This window comes from Arthrobacter sp. LT660 (genome assembly GCF_056172845.1).
The window spans coordinates 1,613,307-1,632,967 of sequence record NZ_CM149651.1; the positions used below are offsets into that span (position 1 = coordinate 1,613,307).

Sequence of the window (19,661 nt, forward strand, 5' to 3'; positions counted from 1 at the left end):
GTGTCCACCCCGCCACCGCAAGGTGCACCGCGCCGGCGTCGTACGCGGCGGGCCGACCATGTGGCGCGCGGCAGGTAAAGGAAGAACCGCGCGGCGGGCCGGGGAAACGAACGTGCGGGACAAAAGAAAAGGTCCCCGACGGACCGGGACGAACCCGGCCCGTCAGGGACCTCAGCCAAACCGTGGGATCACGGGGACCTTAAAGCTCGGTCGCCGATCCGCCGGCAGCGGCAATCTTCTCTTTGGCGGACGCCGAGAAGGCGTTGGCCTTCACGTTCACCTTGACGGTGATGTCGCCGGTGCCCAGGACCTTGACGGGCTGGTTCTTGCGAACGGCGCCCTTCTCGACCAGGGCGTCGACGGTGACGTCGCCACCTTCCGGGAACAGCTCGCCGAGCTTGTCCAGGTTGACAACCTGGAACTCGACCCGGAACGGGTTCTTGAAGCCGCGAAGCTTCGGAAGGCGCATGTGCAGCGGCAACTGGCCACCGGCGAAGCCGGCCTTGACCTGGTAGCGCGCCTTGGTGCCCTTCATACCGCGACCGGCGGTCTTGCCCTTGGAGCCTTCACCGCGACCCACGCGGGTCTTGGTGGTCTTGGCGCCGGGGGCCGGTCGCAGGTGGTGCACCTTGAGTGCGGTTTCCTTGATAGCCATGTCTACTTCGCCTCCTCAACCGTTACGAGGTGCGGAACCTTGTTGACCATGCCCACGGTCACCGGATCGGCGGTACGGACCACGGTGTGGCCGATGCGCTTGAGTCCGAGCGAGCGCAGGGTGTCGCGCTGGTTCTGCTTGCCACCAATGGTGGACCGGATCTGGGTGATAACCAGCTGGGAGTCGCTAGGGACAAAATTCTTTGCCATAACTACGCACCAACCTTCTGGTTCTGGATGTTGCGCAGCATCTGCGGCGAAACAACTTGGTCCAGGGGCAGACCACGGCGAGCGGCAACCGACGCCGGCTCTTCGAGTGCCTTCAACGCGGCCACGGTTCCGTGGACGATGTTGATCTGGTTCGAGGAACCCATGGACTTGGACAGGACATCGTGGATGCCGGCGCACTCGAGGACGGCGCGGACCGGACCACCGGCGATAACGCCGGTACCCGGGGACGCGGGACGCAGCAGGACAACGCCCGCGGCGGCCTCGCCCGTCACCATGTGCGGGATGGTCGAACCGACGCGCGGAACGCGGAAGAACGACTTCTTGGCCTCTTCAACGCCCTTGGCAATGGCCGCGGGAACTTCCTTGGCCTTGCCGTAGCCGACGCCGACCATGCCGTTGCCGTCTCCGACAACAACCAGGGCGGTGAAGCTGAAGCGACGTCCACCCTTGACGACCTTGGACACGCGGTTGATGTTCACAACGCGCTCAAGGAACTTGTCCTTGTCGTCGTTGCGGCTGTCCTTCGAGTCGCGGCCACCGCGGCCACGTCCCTCTCCGCGTCCACGGCCTTCGCCGCGTCCACGGTTGTCGCCGCGGTTGTCGCCGCGACGTGCGCCGGCGTTGTCAGCCGTCGCCGTCGTGGTCGACGATGCGGCCTCGGTAGCTTCAGACACCTGAGTTTCCTTCTCGTTAGTAGCTTCGCTCACAGTGCCAGCCCACCTTCACGTGCTCCGTCGGCGACCGCGGCCACGCGGCCGTGGTACCGGTTGCCACCGCGGTCGAAGACAACGGCTTCGATGCCGGCGGCCTTGGCACGCTCCGCGGCGAGCTCGCCGACGCGCTTTGCCTTGGCGGTCTTGTCGCCGTCGAAAGCGCGCAGGTCGGCTTCCATCGTCGACGCGTAGGCCACGGTGAGGCCCTTGCTGTCGTCGACAACCTGAACGAAGATGTGGCGGGCGGAACGGTTGACGACGAGGCGCGGACGCGCCTCGGTGCCTTCGATCCGCTTGCGGACGCGGAGGTGGCGGCGGCCGCGGGCGGCAGCCTTGCTCTTACCCTTGATTCCGAGAGCCATGGTTACTTACCAGCCTTTCCGACCTTGCGGCGGATAACTTCGCCTTCATAGCGGATGCCCTTGCCCTTATAGGGATCCGGCCTGCGGAGCTTGCGAATGTTGGCGGCAACTTCGCCAACCTGCTGCTTGCTGATACCGGCGACGACGACCTTGTTGGCGCCCTCGGCGGTCAGGGTGATGCCCTCCGGAGCCTCAACCGAGACCGGGTGGGAGTAGCCCAGGGCGAACTCGAGGTTCGATCCCTTCGCCACAACGCGGTAACCCGTGCCGTGGATCTCGAGCTTCTTGGTGTAGCCCTCGGTGACGCCCTGGATCATGTTGGAGATCAGGGTGCGGGTCAGGCCGTGCAGCGAACGCGAGGCGCGCTCGTCGTTCGGACGCGTGACGGTGAGGGTGGACTCCTCGAGCGCCACGGAGATCGGGCTGGCCACGGAGTGGCTCAGCTCGCCCTTGGAACCCTTGACGGAGACAACCGAACCATCGAGCTTGACCTCGACGCCGGCGGGAACGGTGATTGGAAGACGTCCAATACGTGACATGGTTTCTTCTCCCTTCCCGTTACCAGACGTAGGCGAGGACTTCCCCACCTACACCCTTCTTGGCAGCCTGGCGGTCTGTCAGCAGTCCGGAGGACGTGGACAGGATGGCGATGCCGAGGCCCCCGAGGACGTGCGGCAGGTTGGTGGACTTCGCGTAAACGCGGAGGCCGGGCTTGGAAATGCGGCGGACGCCAGCGATCGAACGCTCGCGGCTCGGGCCGAACTTCAGGTTGATGGTCAGCTTCTTGCCTACCTCGGCGGCCTCTTCGACGAAGTCGCCGATGTAGCCTTCCGCCTTGAGGATCTGGGCAACGCGAACCTTCAGCTTCGAAGACGGCATCGACACGGTGTCGTGGTATGCCGAGTTGGCGTTACGCAGACGAGTCAGCATATCTGCGACTGGATCTGTCATTGTCATGTGGGCTTCTGCCCTTCCTCGCTACGGTTTCCGCACGACGGCGGACCTGTAACGTAGTTGATCTAGTTGTCGGTCTTGAACGGGAAGCCCAGCGCCTTGAGCAGCGCGCGGCCTTCGTCGTCGGTCTTGGCGGTGGTCACCACAGTGATGTCCATGCCGCGGACGCGGTCGATCTTGTCCTGGTCGATCTCGTGGAACATCGACTGCTCCGTGAGGCCGAACGTGTAGTTGCCGTTTCCGTCGAACTGCTTGGGGCTGAGGCCCCGGAAGTCGCGGATACGCGGCAGAGCCAACGACACCAGGCGGTCGACGAATTCCCACATGCGGTCGCCACGAAGTGTGGCGTGCGTGCCGATGGGCATTCCCTCGCGCAGCTTGAACTGTGCGATCGACTTGCGGGCCTTGGTCACCAACGGCTTCTGGCCGGTGATGGACGTCAGGTCGCGGACGGCGCCTTCGATGAGCTTCGAGTCCTTGGCGGCCTCGCCGACACCCATGTTCACGACAACCTTGACCAGACCGGGGATCTGCATCACGTTGGTGTAGGAGAAGTCGGACTTCAGCGACGCGCGGATCTCGTCGTTGTACTTGGCCTTCAGACGCGGGAGGGTCTTCACAGCTGCTTCAGTCATTAGAGTGCCTTCCCGGAAGCCTTGGCGTAGCGAACACGCACGGTCTTCTCGACGCCGTTCTTGGTCGCGGTCTCGACGCGGAAGCCAACGCGGGTCGGCTTCTTCGATTCCGGATCGACGATCGCAACGTTGGACACGTGGATCGGGGCCTCGACAACTTCGATGCCGCCGGTCTTCGTGCCGCGCTCGGTCTGGCCGGCCTTGGTGTGCTTCGTGACGCGGTTGATGCCCTCGACGAGGACACGCTCCGACTCCTTGAAGACCTTCAAGACCTTGCCCTGCTTGCCGCGGTCGCCGCCGCGGTCCTGCTTGGAACCGGTGATGACCTGAACAAGGTCACCCTTCTTGATGTTTGCACCCATGGTTACAGCACCTCCGGAGCCAGGGAAACGATCTTCATGAACTTCTTGTCGCGAAGCTCGCGTCCGACCGGGCCGAAGATACGGGTACCGCGCGGCTCGCCGTCGGCCTTGAGGATGACGGCTGCGTTCTCGTCGAACTTGATGTAGGAACCGTCGACGCGGCGACGTTCCTTCTTGGTGCGGACGATGACCGCCTTGACGACATCGCCCTTCTTGACGTTGCCGCCAGGGATCGCGTCCTTGACGGTGGCGACGATGACGTCGCCGATGCCTGCGTAGCGACGTCCGGATCCACCGAGAACACGGATGGTAAGGATTTCCTTAGCACCGGTGTTGTCGGCGATCTTGAGTCGCGACTCCTGCTGAATCACTATTAACTCCTGTCGTCTCGCTGGTTCTCTCTGGGAGCCTTGCGGAACGGATATGGTCCACCCCCGGCTGTCGCTTACCCCCACCTCCAAACGGAGCGGAACCCGAGGGTTACGCGTCTGCTGGGGAGGCAGGGCCGAGGCGATGCGCCGAGGAGCCGTGCCGCGCGCCGGCGAGGGTCAGACCCGATCGCCGCGCACGAGTGCCTGCATGCAAGGTGGATAGTCTCGACATGCAGAGCGCACAGACCATTAAGTCTACGTTAAAAACAGCGGGACCCGAAATCCTGTGCTATGCACATTCCTTCGGGTCCCACGTTGTCCTACTTGGCTACGGAAAGGCTACTTGGCCTTCTCGATAACCTCGACCAGGCGCCAGTTCTTGTCCTTGGACAAGGGGCGGGTCTCCGCGATGAGCACGAGGTCGCCGATGCCGGCGATTCCGTTCTCGTCGTGGGCCTTGATCTTCTTGTTGCGGCGCAGGACCTTGCCGTACAGGGCGTGCTTCACACGGTCCTCAACGTCGACAACGATGGTCTTCTGCATCTTGTCGGAAACCACGTACCCGCGAAGGGTTTTGCGGTCACCGCGAGCTTCGGTAGCTTCAGCCACTGCGTTCTCCTTCTCGGTCATTACTTGGCTTCCTCGGTCGCGTCAGCGGCTTCGGTTGCGGCGGCGTCGTCGGCCTTCTTCGAAGACTTCTTGGTCTTCTTGGAGGTCTCCTCGACCGGCACGACGACTTCCTGGCGAATGCCAAGCTCGCGTTCGCGCAGCACCGTGTAGATGCGGGCGATGTCGCGCTTGACGATCTTCAGGCGGCCGTGGGACTCCAGCTGGCCGGTGGCCGACTGGAAGCGGAGGTTGAACAGCTCCTCCTTGGCCTTCTTCAGTTCCTCGACCAGGCGGCCGTTGTCGTAACCGTCGAGCTGCTCGGTTGCGTGATCCTTGGATCCGATTGCCATTCCCTATTCACCACCCTCACGACGCACGATGCGTGCCTTCAACGGAAGCTTGTGGATCGCCAGGCGCAATGCCTCGCGGGCCACTTCATCAGTGACACCGGAGAGTTCGAACAGAACCCGTCCCGGCTTCACGTTTGCAACCCACCACTCCGGCGAACCCTTACCGGAACCCATGCGGGTTTCGGCAGGCTTCTTGGTCAGCGGGCGGTCCGGATAAATGTTGATCCAGACCTTGCCGCCACGCTTGATGTGGCGGGTCATGGCGATACGAGCGGCCTCGATCTGGCGGTTCGTCACATAGGCCGGTGTAAGCGCCTGGATGCCGTACTCGCCGAAGGAAACCGTGGTGCCGCCGGTCGCTGCGCCCGAACGGGTCGGGTGGTGCTGCTTGCGGAACTTGACTCGGCGTGGGATAAGCATTTAAGCCTGTCCTCCTTCTGCGGCCGCCGCGGCCGGAGCCTCGGTCGCCGGAGCGCCCTCGGTTGCCGGAGCGCCGGTGTTGCGGTCGTTACGACGACGGCGGTCTCCGCCGGCCGCCGGCGGACGTCCGCCGCCGGGACGGTCGCCACGGCCACGTGCCGGAGCTGCCGCGGCCTGCGCCGCGAGCTCCTTGGCGGTCACGTCGCCCTTGTAGATCCAGACCTTCACGCCGATGCGGCCGAAGGTGGTCTTGGCTTCGAACTTGCCGTAGTCGATGTTCGCGCGGAGGGTGTGCAGCGGCACGCGGCCTTCGCGGTAGAACTCCTTACGGGACATTTCGGCGCCACCGAGGCGGCCTGCGCACTGGACACGGATGCCCTTGGCGCCGGCGCGCATCGCGGACTGCATGGCCTTCTTCATCGCGCGGCGGAACGCCACGCGGGAAGCAAGCTGCTCCGCGATGCCCTGGGCCACAAGCTGAGCTTCGATCTCGGGGTTCTTGACCTCGAGGATGTTCAGCTGAACCTGCTTGCCCGTGAGCTTCTCCAGCTCGCCGCGGATGCGGTCTGCCTCGGCGCCGCGGCGGCCGATCACGATGCCCGGACGGGCCGTGTGGATGTCCACGCGGACGCGGTCACGGGTGCGCTCGATCTCGACCTTCGCGATGCCGGCGCGCTCCATGCCAACGGTCATGAGCTCGCGGATGCGGACATCCTCGCGGACGAAGTCCTTGTAGCGCTGACCGGGCTTGTTGCTGTCGGCGAACCAGTGCGAAACGTGGTCGGTGGTGATGCCGAGTCGGAACCCATTCGGGTTGACTTTCTGACCCATATTACTTTTCCCCACCCTTCTCCGGGGTTGCGACGACCACGGTGATGTGGCTGGTGCGCTTGTTGATGCGGAACGCGCGGCCCTGGGCCCGCGGACGGAACCGCTTCATGGTCGCGCCCTCGTCGACAAACGCCTCGCTAATGATCAGTTCGTCGTCGTTAAACGCGACACCGTCGCGGTCTGCGGCGACCCGGGCGTTTGCCACGGCCGACGCTACTACCTTGAAAACCGGCTCCGAAGCTGCCTGTGGGGCAAACTTCAGAATCGCCAGAGCCTCATTCGCTTGCTTGCCACGAACAAGGTCGACGACGCGCCGGGCCTTCATAGGCGTTACGCGGATATGACGCGCAATTGCCTTGGCTTCCATTGCTTTCCTTCTCTCGTCTATCGAAGAAGTGCTAAGCACTCGTTAACCCTCGCGGGTTAGCGGCGCTTGCCCTTCTTGTCGTCCTTCACGTGGCTGCGGAAAGTCCGCGTCAGAGCGAATTCGCCGAGCTTGTGCCCGACCATCGACTCGGTGACAAACACCGGAATGTGCTTGCGGCCGTCGTGAACAGCGATCGTGTGTCCGAGCATGTCGGGCACGATCATCGAACGGCGGGACCACGTCTTGATGACGTTCTTGGTGCCCTTTTCGTTCTCAGCAGCGACCTTAAGGAACAGGTGCTGATCGACGAAGGGGCCTTTCTTCAGGCTGCGTGGCATGTCTCCAGGCTCCTATCGCTTGTTCTTGCCGGTACGACGGCGACGCACAATGAGCTTGTCGCTTTCCTTGTTCGCGAGGCGTGTGCGGCCTTCGCGCTTGCCGTTGGGGTTGACCGGGTGACGTCCACCGGAGGTCTTGCCCTCGCCACCACCGTGCGGGTGGTCGACCGGGTTCATGGCGACACCACGGACGGTCGGGCGAACGCCCTTCCAGCGCATGCGGCCGGCCTTTCCCCAGTTGATGTTCGACTGCTCGGCGTTGCCGACCTCGCCGATCGTCGCGCGGCAGCGGACGTCGACGTTGCGGATTTCACCGGACGGAAGGCGAAGCTGCGCGAAGCGGCCCTCGCGGGCCACCAGCTGCACCGACGCACCTGCGGAACGGGCCATCTTGGCGCCGCCACCCGGACGCAGCTCCACGGCGTGGATAACGGTACCCACGGGGATGTTGCGCAGCGGCAGGTTGTTGCCAGGCTTGATGTCGGCGCCAGCGCCGGCCTCAATCTGGTCGCCCTGCTTGAGCTTGTTGGGGGCGATGATGTACCGCTTGGTGCCATCGATGTAGTGCAGCAGCGCAATGCGCGCCGTGCGGTTGGGGTCGTACTCGATGTGAGCGACCTTGGCGGGCACGCCGTCCTTGTCGTGGCGACGGAAGTCGATCAGACGGTAGGCGCGCTTGTGTCCACCACCCTTGTGTCGGGTGGTGATCTTGCCGGAGTTGTTGCGGCCGCCCGACTTTGTCAGGGGGCGAACCAGCGACTTCTCCGGCGTAGACCGGGTGATTTCTGCGAAGTCGGCGACGCTGGAGCCACGAAGGCCCGGCGTAGTCGGCTTGTACTTACGGATTCCCATTTTTTAATTCCTCGTTAAAGTGGTCTCCGCTTATGAAAGCGGACCGCCGAAGATGTCGATCGTGCCTTCTTTGAGGGAGACAATCGCACGCTTGGTAGCCTTGCGGGATCCCCATCCGAATTTGGTGCGCTTGCGCTTACCGACACGGTTGATGGTGTTGACGGAGTCAACCTTGACGGAGAAGATCTTCTCCACCGCCAGCTTGATCTCGGTCTTGTTGGAGCGCGGGTCGACCAGGAAGGTGTACTTGCCTTCGTCGATCAGTCCGTAGCTCTTTTCCGATACGACGGGTGCAATGACGACGTCGTGCGGAGACTTGGAGAGGGCGGCGCTCACTTGGAGTCCTCCTTGTTGACCAGGGCATCGTAAGCGGCCTTGGTGAAGACGACCTCGTCGGAGACCAGAACATCGTAGGTGTTCAGCTGGTCAACGTAGATGACGTGGACGTCTTCGAGGTTGCGCACGGACAGTGCGGCAACATCGTTGGCGCGCTCGATGACGACGAGCAGGTTCTTACGCTCGGTGAGAGCGCGCAGGGTGGCCAAGGCCTCCTTGGTCGACGGCGTGTTGCCGGCAACCAGGGTCTCGATCACGTGGACGCGATCGTGGCGGGCGCGGTCGGAGAGGGCTCCGCGCAGGGCGGCGGCCTTCATCTTCTTGGGCGTCCGCTGGCTGTAGTCGCGCGGCGTCGGTCCGTGGACCACGCCACCGCCGGTCATGTGCGGAGCGCGGATCGAGCCCTGGCGGGCGCGTCCCGTGCCCTTCTGCTTGAACGGCTTGCGGCCTGCGCCCGAAACCTCGGCGCGGGTCTTGGTCTTGTGCGTACCCTGGCGGGCCGCGGCCAGCTGGGCCACGACAACCTGGTGCAGCAGCGGGACGTTGGTCTGAACGTCGAAGATCGTGGCGGGAAGCTCGACCTTCAGTGCGGAGATAGCCATGTTACTTTGCTCCCTTCACGGCGGTGCGCACGAGGACGACCTTGCCGCGGGCGCCGGGAACGGCACCCTTGATCAACAGGAGGTTCTTCTCGGCGTCCACAGCGTGAACCGTGAGGTTCATCGTGGTGGTGCGCTCGGCGCCCATGCGGCCAGCCATGCGCAGGCCCTTGAAGACGCGGCCCGGGGTGGACGCGCCACCGATGGAACCCGGCTTACGGTGGTTCTTGTGGGCACCGTGGGATGCCGGAGCACCGTGGAAGCCGTGGCGCTTCATGACACCGGCGAAGCCCTTACCCTTGGACTTGCCCACGACGTCGACCTTCTGGCCGGCCTCGAAGAGCTCGACGGAGAGTTCCTGGCCCAGGGCGTAGGAATCGGCGTCGGCGGTACGCAGCTCGACCACGTGGCGGCGCGGGGTGACCCCTGCGGCCTCGAAGTGGCCGGCCAGCGGCTTGGTGACCTTGCGCGGGTCGATCTGGCCGAAGCCGATCTGAACGGCGGTGTAGCCGTCGCGGTCCGCGTTGCGGAGCTGGGTCACAACGTTGGAGTCTGCCTGCACGACGGTGACGGGGATGAGCTTGTGGTTCTCGTCCCAGACCTGGGTCATGCCGAGCTTCGTGCCCAACAGGCCCTTGATGTTACGGGTTGCGGTCATAGTCTCTCAGCACCTCCCCTAGAGCTTGATTTCGATGTTGACGTCCGCCGGCAGGTCGAGACGCATGAGCGAGTCGACGGCCTTCGGGGTCGGATCGATGATGTCGATCAGACGCTTGTGCGTGCGCATTTCGAAGTGCTCACGGCTGTCCTTGTACTTGTGGGGCGAACGGATAACGCAGTACACGTTCTTCTCCGTCGGCAGCGGCACTGGGCCGACTACGGTTGCGCCTGCGCGCGTGACCGTCTCAACGATCTTCCGTGCTGAAACGTCAATGACCTCGTGGTCATACGACTTCAGCCGGATGCGGATTTTCTGTCCCGCCATGGCGTCATGCCTCTTTCTCGATAGCACTCTTCACGTACATTTCTGTGCCCTACGGGTCCTTGCGGACCGGCACTTCCCCGCACGGGCTGAATCCGGATGAATCCGGGTTCCTCACCCCGTCGGAGCTCCGACCCCCGCGGTCGGGCGTGTCGCGGATTGTCCGCTACACAAACCGAAAGAATTGGGGGTGGGCCGTTTTGGTCCCCACCGTCTCGGTCGTATCCGCCCCCGCCCCGGGCATTATCCCGGGCGGGACGCAATCTCTGTCGAAACCGGCCTTGACTCCGCTATCGGTAAACCGAGCGGCGAGCGCAAGACATGGAGAGGCGCTTGAACAACTTGTCTAGTCTGGCAGATCGGGCGTCCAAACGCCAATCGGGCCCGGGATTCCGGGCCCGCGCCAGTCGCTGCTAGTTGCCGTCCCCGCGGCCGCCGCGGTGGGCGCGCCTGATGCGCCGGGCACGGTCGATTTCGCGGCGGAAGTATCGGCGACCCCAGACGACGGCGGAGACCCCCGCCACGGCGACGCCGATCAGGACCCAGAGCATCGTTTCCATGGCCACGAGCCTAGTCGCGTCCTAGCCTGTTGGTGAGCGCGCACCGCGACCCAAGCAGCCAGCCAAGGAGGACACGCATTGTTGAGCACCAGCAAGTTGACCGCGATTCTGCCCGTACAGGACATGGAACGGGCCAAGGCCTTCTACCGGGACACCCTCGGACTCGAGCCGACCGCTGAGCTCGACGACGGGAGCCAGCTCTTCTCCAGCGACGGTTCGACCGCGATCGAGTTGATGCTGCGCCCCGACGTCGTTCCGACCGACGTCACGGCACTGAGCTTCCAGGTCGACGACCTGCCCGGCGCGATCGGGAACCTGGAGGGCGCCGGCGTCGTATTCCGTGACTACGACGAGCCCGGGCTCAAGACCGAAGACCACATCGTCACGACCCCGCACCACAAGACGGCGTGGTTCGCGGACACGGAGGGCAATCTCCTCTGCCTGCACCAGCCGTTGTAGCCGCGGACGAATCGCGCCGCGGCGCGCCGGGCGGATACGGGCGGCCGGTTATGGGGCGGCCCTGCCGATCCGCGTCAACCGCCAGACGGCGGTGGCGATCAGCGCGAGCGCCACGAACAACAGCAGCAGGAAGGTGAAGCCGCGGAGGTACCAGAGGACGGCGAGTCCGACCCCGACGGCGCCCCACACCACGAAGAGCCGGCGGTTGGACAGCAGGCCGAATGCCAGCAGGGCCGCGTGGCCGCAGATCGTCCACGCCTGTTCCGCGAAACCGTCGGCGAAGAGCGTCGTCGGGCCGGTGGCGGTGAGCACCGCCGCCGCCACGCACAGGTACGCCGTTCCGCGCCTACCTCTTCCGGCGTCCCGGACGGCGAAGTGGTATCCGGCCACCAGTGCCAGGACCACGACCCAGTACTGCGCCACCCAGAAGTAGCCGAGGGGACCGTCGACGATCCACCAGGAACGCTGCGCACACGCCGCGACCAGCAGGAACGCGGCCTCCGCGGGCGCCACTCGGCGGCCCGCCGGCGCCTCGAAGACGGCGGCGACGGCCGCGGCCGAGATCAGCGCCAGGCCGATGACGTCAAGGGGGAAGGGCTCCCCCTGCGCGAGGGCGCCGCCGAGGACGACGTCGGCCAGGCCGCCGAGCGCCGCGTACCGTGCGTGCCCGCCGGACCAAGCCCACCGCGTCGCGTAGAGGAACAGCCCGGCCGCCACGAGCGCCGCGGACATCGCCAGGGCTTCGTCGGTCACCGAACCGTTGTCCGGCAACCACAGCACCTGCAGTGTCCCGGCGTTGAGGGCGGCGGGCAGGGCCGCGGCCGTGCCCAACAGCAGCCACGCCGCCCCCGAAGTGTGTGCGAAAACCGCGAAGCCCGCCGCCACCGCGAAAAGCGTGGCGGCGCGCCACCCGGGTTCGGTCGGGGCAACCGCAAGGGCCGTCGCGAGGAAACCCGCGGCCGCCGCGGCCCGCTGCCACCGGTACGATCCGCCGCGGTCCCGTCCCTCGTGCACGATGGCGGCGGCCCCCATCGCCACCAACAGCGCGATGGCGACCTGCGGGCCCCACAAGTCGGCCGGAAGCCAGCCGCCGACGCGCATGCCGGTGTTCGCGGACGGCACGACCGCGATGCCGGCCGCCGCCACGGGGACGGCCAACACCGTCCAGCGGTGCGCGACGGCAGTGCGGGGCGTGGCACCGCGGAGCCACCAGAACACTCCGAACACGCCAAGGCAGAGCAGCTGCACCAGCAGGGACGCCCGGTCCGCGCCGGAACCGCCGCCCACGAGGCGGCCGAAGACACCGCCGCCCCAGGATCCGGTGCCCAGCCAATAGGCGAAGGGCGTCAGAAGCAGGACGCCGAATGCGGACCACCCCATCACCTTGTTCAATCCGATCCCTCGAGCCGCTCCCCCGCCAAAACGTCCTCTCCCGCGGGCTCCCGCGCCTAGGGCTTCCGCGCCCTGCTCTCCCGCGCCCCGGGCTCCCCCGCCCCGGGATCCGCTACCGCCGGTGAGCTGCAACCGCGCCACCTGGCCGGCGGCCAGCGTCACGGTGGCGATCGCCACCGTGGCGTGGATGTCGGCGTCGAACCGGTCGGCGATGTGAAGCGCGCAGAACGTGAGGAAGAGCTGGCCCGCCGCCGCGTAAGCGCCACGGTCCCAAGGCCGTCCGGGCGAGCCGGCGCGCACACAGCAATACGCCAGTCCGGCGGCGAACACGGCCTCCAACGCCCATTCCGTCCGGAAGCCGCCGCTCAGCGCCACGGCGCCGGCAAGTCCGAGCGCCCCGACGGCGTGCCCGCTTCCGCGCACCCAACCGCGACCCGTGCCTCCGTGGCGCGCCGGCGCAACCCGTCCGCGGACACCCAACACCAGCGTCGCCGAGACCAGTGCCACGGCGACCACGGTGCCCAGCAACATTCCCTGCGGACCGGGCGCCAGCATCACGACGGCGACGAATGCCGCCGCCACGCCCACCGACAGCAGGGCGGCCTCCACAAACGGCGCGCGGGTCCGCGCCGCGCGTAGCCGAAACGCGGCGGCAACCGAGCCGGCCAGCCACGCCACGCCGAAGGCCGTCCACCACCAGCGCAACTCGCCGTCCGCCACTCCCACGCGACCCGTCGAGACGGACGCCCACGCCCACGCCCACGCCGCGGACGCGGCCACGCTGGCGAGCGCGACCGGCAACAGCACGCGCACGACGACGTTTTGGGCCTGGGTGGTGAGCGTTCGAGCCTCTGCCCGGTCCTGCACCCGTGCGACCGCTCCGACCGTCAGGGCAAGGGCCAACGACAGAACCAGCGACTGCCTCCACGGCAAGGGGTCCCACGGTTCGAGCAGAACAGCAGCGCCCGCGACGAGAGGAACCCACAGGAAGGAAACACCGCCACGCGCGCCGGCGACTACACCCAGCGCCACGGCCACGAGCAGGGTCCAGTTAAACGACCACCAGACCGGGTCGGATGCCGCATCCGCGAGCCCCCGTTCGTTGCCCGCGAGCGCGAACAGCATGCCGGCTGCGAAGAGCAGCAGCGCTTCGGCACGAATCCACCCGGCCCGTGTCCATCCGGGCCGCGTCCATCCGGGCCGCGGTTCGGCGGAAAGCAATCGCGTGTAGTGCCCCCTATAGAGCACCACCGCAAGTCCCTGGAAAAGCAGCAACACGGCGACGGTCCGGGCTACCCCGGTGGTGTCGGCCCCGAGCTCGGCCGTCAAATACGCGGTGGCGGCCACCGCGCCGGCGCGGCCCGCGTACATGTTCGCCAGCCGCTCCCGGGCCGGACCGGCGAAGGACACCGCCGCGTAGTACGCGGTTGCCGCGAGCGTGAGCAGCAGGTAGTCGCGGGTGCGCAGTACGCCCGGGAGCAGGAGGGCGACCGCGAGCGTGGCGGGCACGACATAGCGGTGTGCCGTGGTGAACGCGCGCACGTAGATGTTGGTGAGCCAGCGTGGCCTGGCATACGCGACCGCCGTGGCGGCCGCTGCCAGCAACATGGTGAACATGAAGTACCACACGAGTCCACGGTTCAGCACGGCTCCCCCGGACCAGGCGGTGGAGACGAGGAACGTGAGGGACAACGCCGCGAGCACCCTGCTCTGGAGCCGCGCCGCGGCGTAGACGAACGCGGCCGTCCCGACGACGGACGTGGTGAGCAAGGTCGTCGCCGCGTTTCCGCTCACCAGCAGATAGAACGCCAGGCCGGTCACGGGAATCAGTGCGAGTCCGGTGCCCGTAAAGGCCGTGGCCGCGGGCCTGAGCCGGTCGCTCCGGGCGTGCACCACGAGGCCGCCCGCATAGAAGCCGGCGGTGAGCAGCGCCAGACCGGCGAACTTCGCGCCCGCCGGGAACGAGATCCCTATGAACAGGGAAGCCGCGGCGACCAACAGCATGGCGGCGACGTAGAGCGTGATGTTGATGTTCCGCAGCGCGCGCCGCTCCGGGTCGTGCTCTCGGGGCCGAGGCTCCCAGGACCCGCGGGGCGGGCCGAGCGGTGGCACCCCCGGAGCCACTTCCGGCTCGGTCTCCGGCGGTCCCGTGTGGATATTCGCAGACGGACCGGACGGATCGCCCAGCAAGGCCGTGGCGGGCCCACCCGCGAATCCCGCCGTGCCCTGGCTTTCCGGCGCGGCCGGCGCACCCGCTGCGGGGGCGGCTGCCGGGACGGTCACGGGGAAAGTCCGCGCGGAGGTGCCGCTGCCGGCGTCGTACCCCTCCTGCCAGGCACGTGCCAAGGCGGCACGCTGCGCGGAAGACGACTCCCCCGTGCCTACCCCGCCGGCAGCCGGCCGGCGTAGCGCGCGGCGACCGGCCCACCATCCGGCCAGCCCCGCGCCGACAATCAAGACCAGCACCATGGCCACGCCCGTTGATACCAAGTCCACGCCATCCGCCGTCCAGAAGAGTTAGTCCCGAGAATAGCCAAACCGTCGCGATTCGCCTAGCGGATGGCCCGCCCTGTGGACAACGCCGCCGAGGATCGGCGCGTGGGGGGCTTAAAGACGGAAGGACCCCGCTGCCGAAGCAGCGGGGTCCTTCCGGTGGACCGTCAGGTCAGATCAGCAAATACTACTTGATGATCTTGGTGACGCGGCCCGAGCCAACGGTGCGGCCACCCTCGCGGATGGCGAAGCCGAGGCCGTCTTCCATGGCGATCGGCTGGATCAGCGCAACGGTCATCTCGGTGTTGTCACCGGGCATCACCATTTCCGTGCCCTCGGGGAGGGTGATAACGCCAGTCACGTCCGTCGTGCGGAAGTAGAACTGCGGGCGGTAGTTCGAGTAGAACGGGTTGTGGCGGCCGCCCTCGTCCTTGGAAAGGATGTAGACGTTGGCCTCGAAATCGGTGTGCGGGGTGATGGAACCCGGCTTCACGATAACCTGGCCACGCTCCACGTCCTCGCGCTTGATGCCGCGGAGAAGCAGACCACAGTTCTCGCCGGCCCATGCCTCGTCGAGCTGCTTGTGGAACATCTCGATACCGGTCACCGTGGTCTTCTGGACCGGGCGGATGCCGACGATCTCGACCTCGGAGTTGATAGGCAGCGTGCCACGCTCGGCGCGGCCGGTGACGACGGTTCCACGACCGGTGATCGTGAAGACATCCTCGATCGGCATCAGGAACGGCTTGTCGCGGTCACGAACCGGGTCCGGAACGTGCTCGTCGACTGCGTCCATGAGGTCCGCAACGGACTTGACCCACTCGGCGTCGCCTTCGAGGGCCTTCAGGCCGGAGACGCGCACAACCGGTGCCTCGTCGCCGTCGAAGCCCTGGGCGGAGAGAAGTTCGCGAACTTCCATTTCCACCAGGTCCAGGAGCTCTTCGTCGTCGACCATGTCCGACTTGTTCAGCGCGACCAGCAGGTAGGGAACGCCAACCTGGCGGGCAAGCAGAACGTGCTCGCGGGTCTGGGCCATCGGGCCGTCGGTGGCGGCAACCACGAGGATCGCGCCGTCCATCTGTGCGGCACCGGTGATCATGTTCTTGATGTAGTCAGCGTGGCCCGGGGCATCAACGTGCGCGTAGTGGCGCTTCTCCGTCTGGTACTCGATGTGGGAGATGTTGATGGTGATGCCGCGCTGGCGCTCTTCCGGGGCGGAGTCGATAGCCGCGAAATCGCGCTGCTCGTTGAGATCGGGGTACTTGTCAGCAAGCACCTTGGAAATGGCAGCGGTCAACGTCGTCTTGCCATGGTCAACGTGACCGATGGTGCCGATGTTGACGTGCGGCTTAGTCCGCTCGAACTTTGCCTTCGCCACGGGTTCCTCCTAGAACGTATACAGATGACTTACCTCGTCCACGCGGTTCGTGGGCGAAACTCATGCAAGTCTACTGTGGGCTGATATTTTTCCTGAAATTGCGGTTTCCGTCAGGCCCCGCTATCGGGCCCCTCAGTCTGCCACGTGGAGGCCGGCCGTCCGGCTGGCGGCCGACCGGCCTCCACGGTGCCGCTCGTCCGGGGAACCAGACTGGCGGCAAGTTGTTGGTCGCGGCGACTACTCGCCGCGGTTCTTCTGGACGATCTCCTCGGCAACGGCCTTGGGGACCTCCTGGTAGCTGTCGAACTTCATCGAGTACACCGCGCGGCCCTGCGTCTTGGAACGCAGGTCGCCAATGTATCCGAACATCTCCGAAAGCGGCACGGATGCCTTGATGACCTTCACACCGGCGGCGTCCTCCATGGACTGGATGTGGCCGCGGCGCGAGTTCAGGTCACCGATGACGTCGCCCATGTACTCCTCGGGAGTACGGACCTCAACGGCCATCAGCGGCTCGAGGATGATCGGGGTGGCGCGGCGTGCGCCCTCCTTGAACACCTGCGAACCGGCGATCTTGAACGCCATTTCCGAGGAGTCGACGTCGTGGTAGGCACCGTCGAGCAGTGTCGCCTTGACGCCCACCATCGGGTAGCCGGCCAGGATGCCGAACTGCATCGCAGCCTGGATTCCCGCGTCGACCGAGGGGATGTACTCGCGCGGAATACGTCCACCGGAGACGGCGTTGACGAACTCGTACGTTGCGCCGTCGGTCGTGTCCAGCGGCTCGAAAGCCATCTGGACCTTGGCGAACTGGCCGGATCCACCCGTCTGCTTCTTGTGGGTGAAGTCGACCTTGTCGACCTTCTTCTTGATCGTCTCGCGGTAGGCCACCTGCGGCTTGCCGACGTTGGCCTCGACCTTGAACTCGCGGCGCATGCGGTCCACCAGGATGTCCAGGTGGAGCTCGCCCATGCCGCCGATCTCGGTCTGGCCGGTGTCCTCGTTGAGGGAGACGGTGAAGGTCGGGTCCTCGGCGGAAAGCTTCTGGATGGCCGTGGAGAGCTTCTCCTGGTCACCCTTCGTCTTCGGCTCGATGGCCACGAAGATCACCGGGTCCGGGAAGGACATGGACTCGAGGACGATCGGGGCGTCGGTCGCGCACAGCGTGTCGCCCGTCGTCGTGTCCTTGAGGCCGATGGCCGCGTAGATGTGGCCGGCGAAGGCCTCGTCCACGGGGTTCTCCTTGTTCGCGTGCATCTGGAAGAGCTTTCCGATGCGCTCCTTCTTGCCCTTGGTGGAGTTGATCACCTGGAGGCCCGAGGACGCCTTGCCGGAGTACACGCGGATGAACGTGAGCTGCCCGAAGAACGGGTGCGTCGCGATCTTGAAGGCGAGGGCCGAGAACGGCTCGTCCGAGGAGGGCGCGCGGGTGAGCTCGATCTCCTCGTCCTTCGGATCGTGACCGATCATCGGCGGCACGTCCAGCGGGGACGGCAGGTAGTCGATGACGGCGTCGAGCATCGGCTGGACGCCACGGTTCTTGAACGCGGAGCCGCAGAACACCGGGTAGGCGCTGGAGTCGATGACCATCTTGCGGATGCCGACCTTGAGCTCCTCGATCGTGGGCTCTTCGCCCTCGAGGAACTTCTCCATCAGTTCGTCGGAGGACTCGGCAACGGCCTCGACCAGCTGCGCACGGTACTCGACGGCCTTTTCCTTGAGGTCCTCGGGGATCTCGCGGGTCTCGTAGGCGGCACCCATGGTGACGTCGCCCTTGGAGTCGCCGGGCCAGACCAGCGCGCGCATTTCGATGAGGTCGACGACGCCGACGAATTCGCTCTCGGAGCCGATCGGCAGCTGCATGACCAGCGGCTTGGCGCCGAGGCGCTTGATGATGGTGTCGACGGTGTAGTAGAAGTCGGCGCCCAGCTTGTCCATCTTGTTGACGAAGCAGATGCGCGGGACCTCGTACTTGTCCGCCTGGCGCCAGACGGTCTCCGACTGCGGCTCGACGCCTTCCTTGCCATCGAAGACGGCTACGGCGCCATCGAGCACGCGCAGGGAGCGCTCGACCTCGACCGTGAAGTCGACGTGGCCCGGCGTGTCGATGATGTTGATCTGGTTGTTGTTCCAGAAGGAGGTCACGGCGGCGGACGTGATCGTGATGCCGCGTTCCTTCTCCTGCTCCATCCAGTCGGTCGTCGAAGCGCCGTCGTGCGTCTCGCCGATCTTGTGGTTCACACCCGTGTAGAAGAGGATGCGTTCCGTAGTGGTGGTCTTACCGGCATCGATGTGCGCCATGATGCCGATGTTCCGGACCTTCTTGAGGTCGGTGAGCACGTCCAGTGCCACGGTGTCTCCCTTGTGTCTGTTGATCCTGCACGACGGCGGCTGCGGCACCTGGGCGGCGCGGCCGCCGTCGTACGGAAATCACGGTTACCAGCGGTAGTGGGCGAATGCCTTGTTGGATTCGGCCATCTTGTGCGTGTCTTCGCGACGCTTCACAGCGGCACCGAGACCGTTCGATGCGTCGAGGATCTCGTTCTGGAGACGCTCGATCATGGTCTTCTCGCGGCGGGCCTTGGAGTAGCCAACGAGCCAGCGGAGGGCCAACGCGGTGGAGCGGCCCGGCTTGACCTCGACCGGAACCTGGTAGGTGGCGCCACCGACGCGGCGGGAGCGGACCTCGAGGGCCGGGCGGACGTTGTCCATGGCCTTCTTGAGGGTAGCAACCGGATCGCCGCCGGTCTTGGCCAACGCACCTTCGAGCGCGCCGTACACGATGCGCTCGGCGGTGGACTTCTTGCCATCGACCAGGACCTTGTTGATCAACTGGGTGACGAGCGGGGATCCGTAGACCGGATCGGAAACGAGGGGGCGCTTGGGCGCCGGACCCTTACGAGGCATTACTTCTTCTCCTTCTTGGCGCCGTAGCGGGAGCGTGCCTGCTGACGGTTCTTGACACCCTGGGTGTCGAGGGCTCCACGGACGATCTTGTAGCGGACACCCGGAAGGTCCTTCACGCGACCGCCGCGAACGAGCACGATGGAGTGCTCCTGCAGGTTGTGGCCGACGCCGGGAATGTATGCGGTGACCTCGATGCCACCGGCAAGACGAACGCGGGCGACCTTACGGAGCGCGGAGTTCGGCTTCTTCGGGGTGGTGGTGTACACACGGGTGCACACGCCACGACGCATGGGGTTGCCCTTCAGGGCAGGGGCCTTGGTCTTGTTGACCTTCGGCGAGCGGCCCTTGCGGACCAGCTGCTGAATAGTAGGCACTTTCGTGTCCTCCGGTTTCTTGGTTCTGCCGCGCCCCGTTGCCACACTGCTGGCCGGGACGCTGCGCTTTTGGTCGTTTCCTCGCATCGTCTGCGGATTCGACCGTAGGCGTGCAAAAGTGTGGCATCTGTT

General features: G+C 65.8%; 27 protein-coding genes. 1 reads left to right on the forward strand and 26 read right to left on the reverse strand.

What is annotated here, in order from left to right:
- Nucleotides 1-199: 199 nt before the first annotated feature.
- The 21 genes from rplO to AC0QSG_RS07545 all read right to left on the reverse strand — a co-directional run bounded on the left by rplO (nucleotide 200) and on the right by AC0QSG_RS07545 (nucleotide 10,526).
- The gene (gene rplO / locus AC0QSG_RS07445; RefSeq protein ID WP_475377157.1) at nucleotides 200-655 is read right to left on the reverse strand and encodes a 50S ribosomal protein L15; all 456 of its coding nucleotides are present in this window, start codon (nucleotides 653-655) and stop codon (nucleotides 200-202) included.
- Nucleotides 656-657: 2 nt separating this feature from the next.
- Nucleotides 658-864 (reverse strand): 50S ribosomal protein L30, encoded by a 207-nt coding sequence (rpmD, locus tag AC0QSG_RS07450; RefSeq protein WP_435728585.1) that lies wholly within the window; start codon nucleotides 862-864, stop codon nucleotides 658-660.
- Between the two features lie 2 nt (nucleotides 865-866).
- Nucleotides 867-1,592 (reverse strand): 30S ribosomal protein S5, encoded by a 726-nt coding sequence (gene rpsE / locus AC0QSG_RS07455; protein ID WP_435728586.1) that lies wholly within the window; start codon nucleotides 1,590-1,592, stop codon nucleotides 867-869.
- Nucleotides 1,589-1,960 (reverse strand): 50S ribosomal protein L18, encoded by a 372-nt coding sequence (gene rplR, locus AC0QSG_RS07460; RefSeq protein WP_435728587.1) that lies wholly within the window; start codon nucleotides 1,958-1,960, stop codon nucleotides 1,589-1,591. Before rplR ends, rpsE begins: the two co-directional genes overlap by 4 nt.
- A 2-nt stretch (nucleotides 1,961-1,962) precedes the next feature.
- Complete coding sequence (gene rplF, locus AC0QSG_RS07465) at nucleotides 1,963-2,499, reverse strand: 50S ribosomal protein L6 (protein WP_435728588.1); 537 nt, start codon at nucleotides 2,497-2,499, stop codon at nucleotides 1,963-1,965.
- A 19-nt stretch (nucleotides 2,500-2,518) separates the two neighbouring features.
- A complete protein-coding gene (gene rpsH, locus AC0QSG_RS07470; RefSeq protein WP_343900011.1) occupies nucleotides 2,519-2,917 on the reverse strand; it encodes a 30S ribosomal protein S8 in 399 nt (132 codons plus the stop codon).
- Between the two features lie 62 nt (nucleotides 2,918-2,979).
- Nucleotides 2,980-3,549 (reverse strand): 50S ribosomal protein L5, encoded by a 570-nt coding sequence (gene rplE / locus AC0QSG_RS07475; protein ID WP_435728589.1) that lies wholly within the window; start codon nucleotides 3,547-3,549, stop codon nucleotides 2,980-2,982.
- Entirely contained in the window at nucleotides 3,549-3,911 is a 363-nt protein-coding gene (gene rplX, locus AC0QSG_RS07480) for a 50S ribosomal protein L24 (RefSeq protein WP_435728590.1), read from the reverse strand. The genes rplE and rplX overlap by 1 nt, the downstream gene beginning before the upstream one ends.
- A 2-nt stretch (nucleotides 3,912-3,913) precedes the next feature.
- On the reverse strand, nucleotides 3,914-4,282 hold the full coding sequence (gene rplN / locus AC0QSG_RS07485) for a 50S ribosomal protein L14 (RefSeq protein WP_264270837.1): 369 nt from the start codon (nucleotides 4,280-4,282) through the stop codon (nucleotides 3,914-3,916).
- A gap of 339 nt (nucleotides 4,283-4,621) precedes the next feature.
- Nucleotides 4,622-4,912 carry a 30S ribosomal protein S17 gene (gene rpsQ, locus AC0QSG_RS07490; protein WP_435728591.1) on the reverse strand — a complete coding sequence of 97 codons (291 nt, stop codon included), beginning with the start codon at nucleotides 4,910-4,912 and terminating at the stop codon, nucleotides 4,622-4,624.
- Complete coding sequence (gene rpmC / locus AC0QSG_RS07495; RefSeq protein WP_435728592.1) at nucleotides 4,912-5,241, reverse strand: 50S ribosomal protein L29; 330 nt, start codon at nucleotides 5,239-5,241, stop codon at nucleotides 4,912-4,914. Before rpmC ends, rpsQ begins: the two co-directional genes overlap by 1 nt.
- A gap of 3 nt (nucleotides 5,242-5,244) precedes the next feature.
- A complete protein-coding gene (rplP, locus tag AC0QSG_RS07500) occupies nucleotides 5,245-5,661 on the reverse strand; it encodes a 50S ribosomal protein L16 (RefSeq protein ID WP_435728593.1) in 417 nt (138 codons plus the stop codon).
- Nucleotides 5,662-6,492, reverse strand: a complete 831-nt coding sequence (gene rpsC / locus AC0QSG_RS07505; RefSeq protein WP_435728594.1) for a 30S ribosomal protein S3 — start codon at nucleotides 6,490-6,492, stop codon at nucleotides 5,662-5,664.
- A 1-nt stretch (nucleotide 6,493) separates the two neighbouring features.
- Nucleotides 6,494-6,859 (reverse strand): 50S ribosomal protein L22, encoded by a 366-nt coding sequence (gene rplV, locus AC0QSG_RS07510; RefSeq protein WP_435728595.1) that lies wholly within the window; start codon nucleotides 6,857-6,859, stop codon nucleotides 6,494-6,496.
- A 56-nt stretch (nucleotides 6,860-6,915) separates the two neighbouring features.
- Nucleotides 6,916-7,197 (reverse strand): 30S ribosomal protein S19, encoded by a 282-nt coding sequence (gene rpsS, locus AC0QSG_RS07515; protein WP_435728596.1) that lies wholly within the window; start codon nucleotides 7,195-7,197, stop codon nucleotides 6,916-6,918.
- Between the two features lie 12 nt (nucleotides 7,198-7,209).
- Entirely contained in the window at nucleotides 7,210-8,049 is an 840-nt protein-coding gene (rplB, locus tag AC0QSG_RS07520) for a 50S ribosomal protein L2 (RefSeq protein ID WP_435728597.1), read from the reverse strand.
- 30 nt (nucleotides 8,050-8,079) lie between these two features.
- A complete protein-coding gene (gene rplW, locus AC0QSG_RS07525; protein WP_435728598.1) occupies nucleotides 8,080-8,385 on the reverse strand; it encodes a 50S ribosomal protein L23 in 306 nt (101 codons plus the stop codon).
- Nucleotides 8,382-8,987 carry a 50S ribosomal protein L4 gene (gene rplD / locus AC0QSG_RS07530; protein ID WP_435728599.1) on the reverse strand — a complete coding sequence of 202 codons (606 nt, stop codon included), beginning with the start codon at nucleotides 8,985-8,987 and terminating at the stop codon, nucleotides 8,382-8,384. Before rplD ends, rplW begins: the two co-directional genes overlap by 4 nt.
- Before the next feature lies 1 nt (nucleotide 8,988).
- The gene (gene rplC, locus AC0QSG_RS07535) at nucleotides 8,989-9,642 is read right to left on the reverse strand and encodes a 50S ribosomal protein L3 (RefSeq protein ID WP_435728600.1); all 654 of its coding nucleotides are present in this window, start codon (nucleotides 9,640-9,642) and stop codon (nucleotides 8,989-8,991) included.
- 18 nt (nucleotides 9,643-9,660) lie between these two features.
- Entirely contained in the window at nucleotides 9,661-9,969 is a 309-nt protein-coding gene (gene rpsJ, locus AC0QSG_RS07540; RefSeq protein ID WP_003803825.1) for a 30S ribosomal protein S10, read from the reverse strand.
- Nucleotides 9,970-10,379: 410 nt separating this feature from the next.
- A complete protein-coding gene (locus AC0QSG_RS07545; protein WP_475377158.1) occupies nucleotides 10,380-10,526 on the reverse strand; it encodes a hypothetical protein in 147 nt (48 codons plus the stop codon).
- Nucleotides 10,527-10,607: 81 nt separating this feature from the next.
- On the opposite strand from AC0QSG_RS07545, the gene AC0QSG_RS07550 reads away from it, so the two are divergent.
- A complete protein-coding gene (locus AC0QSG_RS07550; RefSeq protein ID WP_435728602.1) occupies nucleotides 10,608-10,985 on the forward strand; it encodes a VOC family protein in 378 nt (125 codons plus the stop codon).
- A gap of 48 nt (nucleotides 10,986-11,033) precedes the next feature.
- Here AC0QSG_RS07550 and AC0QSG_RS07555 read toward each other — a convergent pair whose 3' ends face one another.
- The 5 genes from AC0QSG_RS07555 to rpsL all read right to left on the reverse strand — a co-directional run bounded on the left by AC0QSG_RS07555 (nucleotide 11,034) and on the right by rpsL (nucleotide 19,529).
- The gene (locus AC0QSG_RS07555; protein ID WP_475377159.1) at nucleotides 11,034-14,873 is read right to left on the reverse strand and encodes a hypothetical protein; all 3,840 of its coding nucleotides are present in this window, start codon (nucleotides 14,871-14,873) and stop codon (nucleotides 11,034-11,036) included.
- Between the two features lie 184 nt (nucleotides 14,874-15,057).
- A complete protein-coding gene (gene tuf, locus AC0QSG_RS07560; RefSeq protein ID WP_435728605.1) occupies nucleotides 15,058-16,248 on the reverse strand; it encodes an elongation factor Tu in 1,191 nt (396 codons plus the stop codon).
- Nucleotides 16,249-16,485: 237 nt separating this feature from the next.
- Nucleotides 16,486-18,600, reverse strand: coding sequence for an elongation factor G (fusA, locus tag AC0QSG_RS07565; RefSeq protein WP_435728606.1), 2,115 nt, complete (start codon nucleotides 18,598-18,600; stop codon nucleotides 16,486-16,488).
- 84 nt (nucleotides 18,601-18,684) lie between these two features.
- Nucleotides 18,685-19,155: a 30S ribosomal protein S7 gene (gene rpsG / locus AC0QSG_RS07570; RefSeq protein WP_435728607.1), complete on the reverse strand. Its 471-nt coding sequence runs from the start codon at nucleotides 19,153-19,155 to the stop codon at nucleotides 18,685-18,687.
- Nucleotides 19,155-19,529 carry a 30S ribosomal protein S12 gene (rpsL, locus tag AC0QSG_RS07575; protein ID WP_071894958.1) on the reverse strand — a complete coding sequence of 125 codons (375 nt, stop codon included), beginning with the start codon at nucleotides 19,527-19,529 and terminating at the stop codon, nucleotides 19,155-19,157. Before rpsL ends, rpsG begins: the two co-directional genes overlap by 1 nt.
- Between the last annotated feature and the right edge of the window lie 132 nt (nucleotides 19,530-19,661).

Coding starts and splice junctions, on each gene's coding strand:
- rplO (WP_475377157.1), bottom strand. CDS start 655: ATGGCTATCAAGGAAACCGCACTCAAGGTGCACCACCTGCGACCGGCC.
- rpmD (WP_435728585.1), bottom strand. CDS start 864: ATGGCAAAGAATTTTGTCCCTAGCGACTCCCAGCTGGTTATCACCCAG.
- rplR (WP_435728587.1), bottom strand. CDS start 1,960: ATGGCTCTCGGAATCAAGGGTAAGAGCAAGGCTGCCGCCCGCGGCCGC.
- rplF (WP_435728588.1), bottom strand. CDS start 2,499: ATGTCACGTATTGGACGTCTTCCAATCACCGTTCCCGCCGGCGTCGAG.
- rpsH (WP_343900011.1), bottom strand. CDS start 2,917: ATGACAATGACAGATCCAGTCGCAGATATGCTGACTCGTCTGCGTAAC.
- rplE (WP_435728589.1), bottom strand. CDS start 3,549: ATGACTGAAGCAGCTGTGAAGACCCTCCCGCGTCTGAAGGCCAAGTAC.
- rplX (WP_435728590.1), bottom strand. CDS start 3,911: ATGGGTGCAAACATCAAGAAGGGTGACCTTGTTCAGGTCATCACCGGT.
- rpsQ (WP_435728591.1), bottom strand. CDS start 4,912: ATGACCGAGAAGGAGAACGCAGTGGCTGAAGCTACCGAAGCTCGCGGT.
- rpmC (WP_435728592.1), bottom strand. CDS start 5,241: ATGGCAATCGGATCCAAGGATCACGCAACCGAGCAGCTCGACGGTTAC.
- rplP (WP_435728593.1), bottom strand. CDS start 5,661: ATGCTTATCCCACGCCGAGTCAAGTTCCGCAAGCAGCACCACCCGACC.
- rpsC (WP_435728594.1), bottom strand. CDS start 6,492: ATGGGTCAGAAAGTCAACCCGAATGGGTTCCGACTCGGCATCACCACC.
- rplV (WP_435728595.1), bottom strand. CDS start 6,859: ATGGAAGCCAAGGCAATTGCGCGTCATATCCGCGTAACGCCTATGAAG.
- rpsS (WP_435728596.1), bottom strand. CDS start 7,197: ATGCCACGCAGCCTGAAGAAAGGCCCCTTCGTCGATCAGCACCTGTTC.
- rplB (WP_435728597.1), bottom strand. CDS start 8,049: ATGGGAATCCGTAAGTACAAGCCGACTACGCCGGGCCTTCGTGGCTCC.
- rplD (WP_435728599.1), bottom strand. CDS start 8,987: ATGGCTATCTCCGCACTGAAGGTCGAGCTTCCCGCCACGATCTTCGAC.
- rplC (WP_435728600.1), bottom strand. CDS start 9,642: ATGACCGCAACCCGTAACATCAAGGGCCTGTTGGGCACGAAGCTCGGC.
- rpsJ (WP_003803825.1), bottom strand. CDS start 9,969: ATGGCGGGACAGAAAATCCGCATCCGGCTGAAGTCGTATGACCACGAG.
- AC0QSG_RS07545 (WP_475377158.1), bottom strand. CDS start 10,526: ATGGAAACGATGCTCTGGGTCCTGATCGGCGTCGCCGTGGCGGGGGTC.
- rpsG (WP_435728607.1), bottom strand. CDS start 19,155: ATGCCTCGTAAGGGTCCGGCGCCCAAGCGCCCCCTCGTTTCCGATCCG.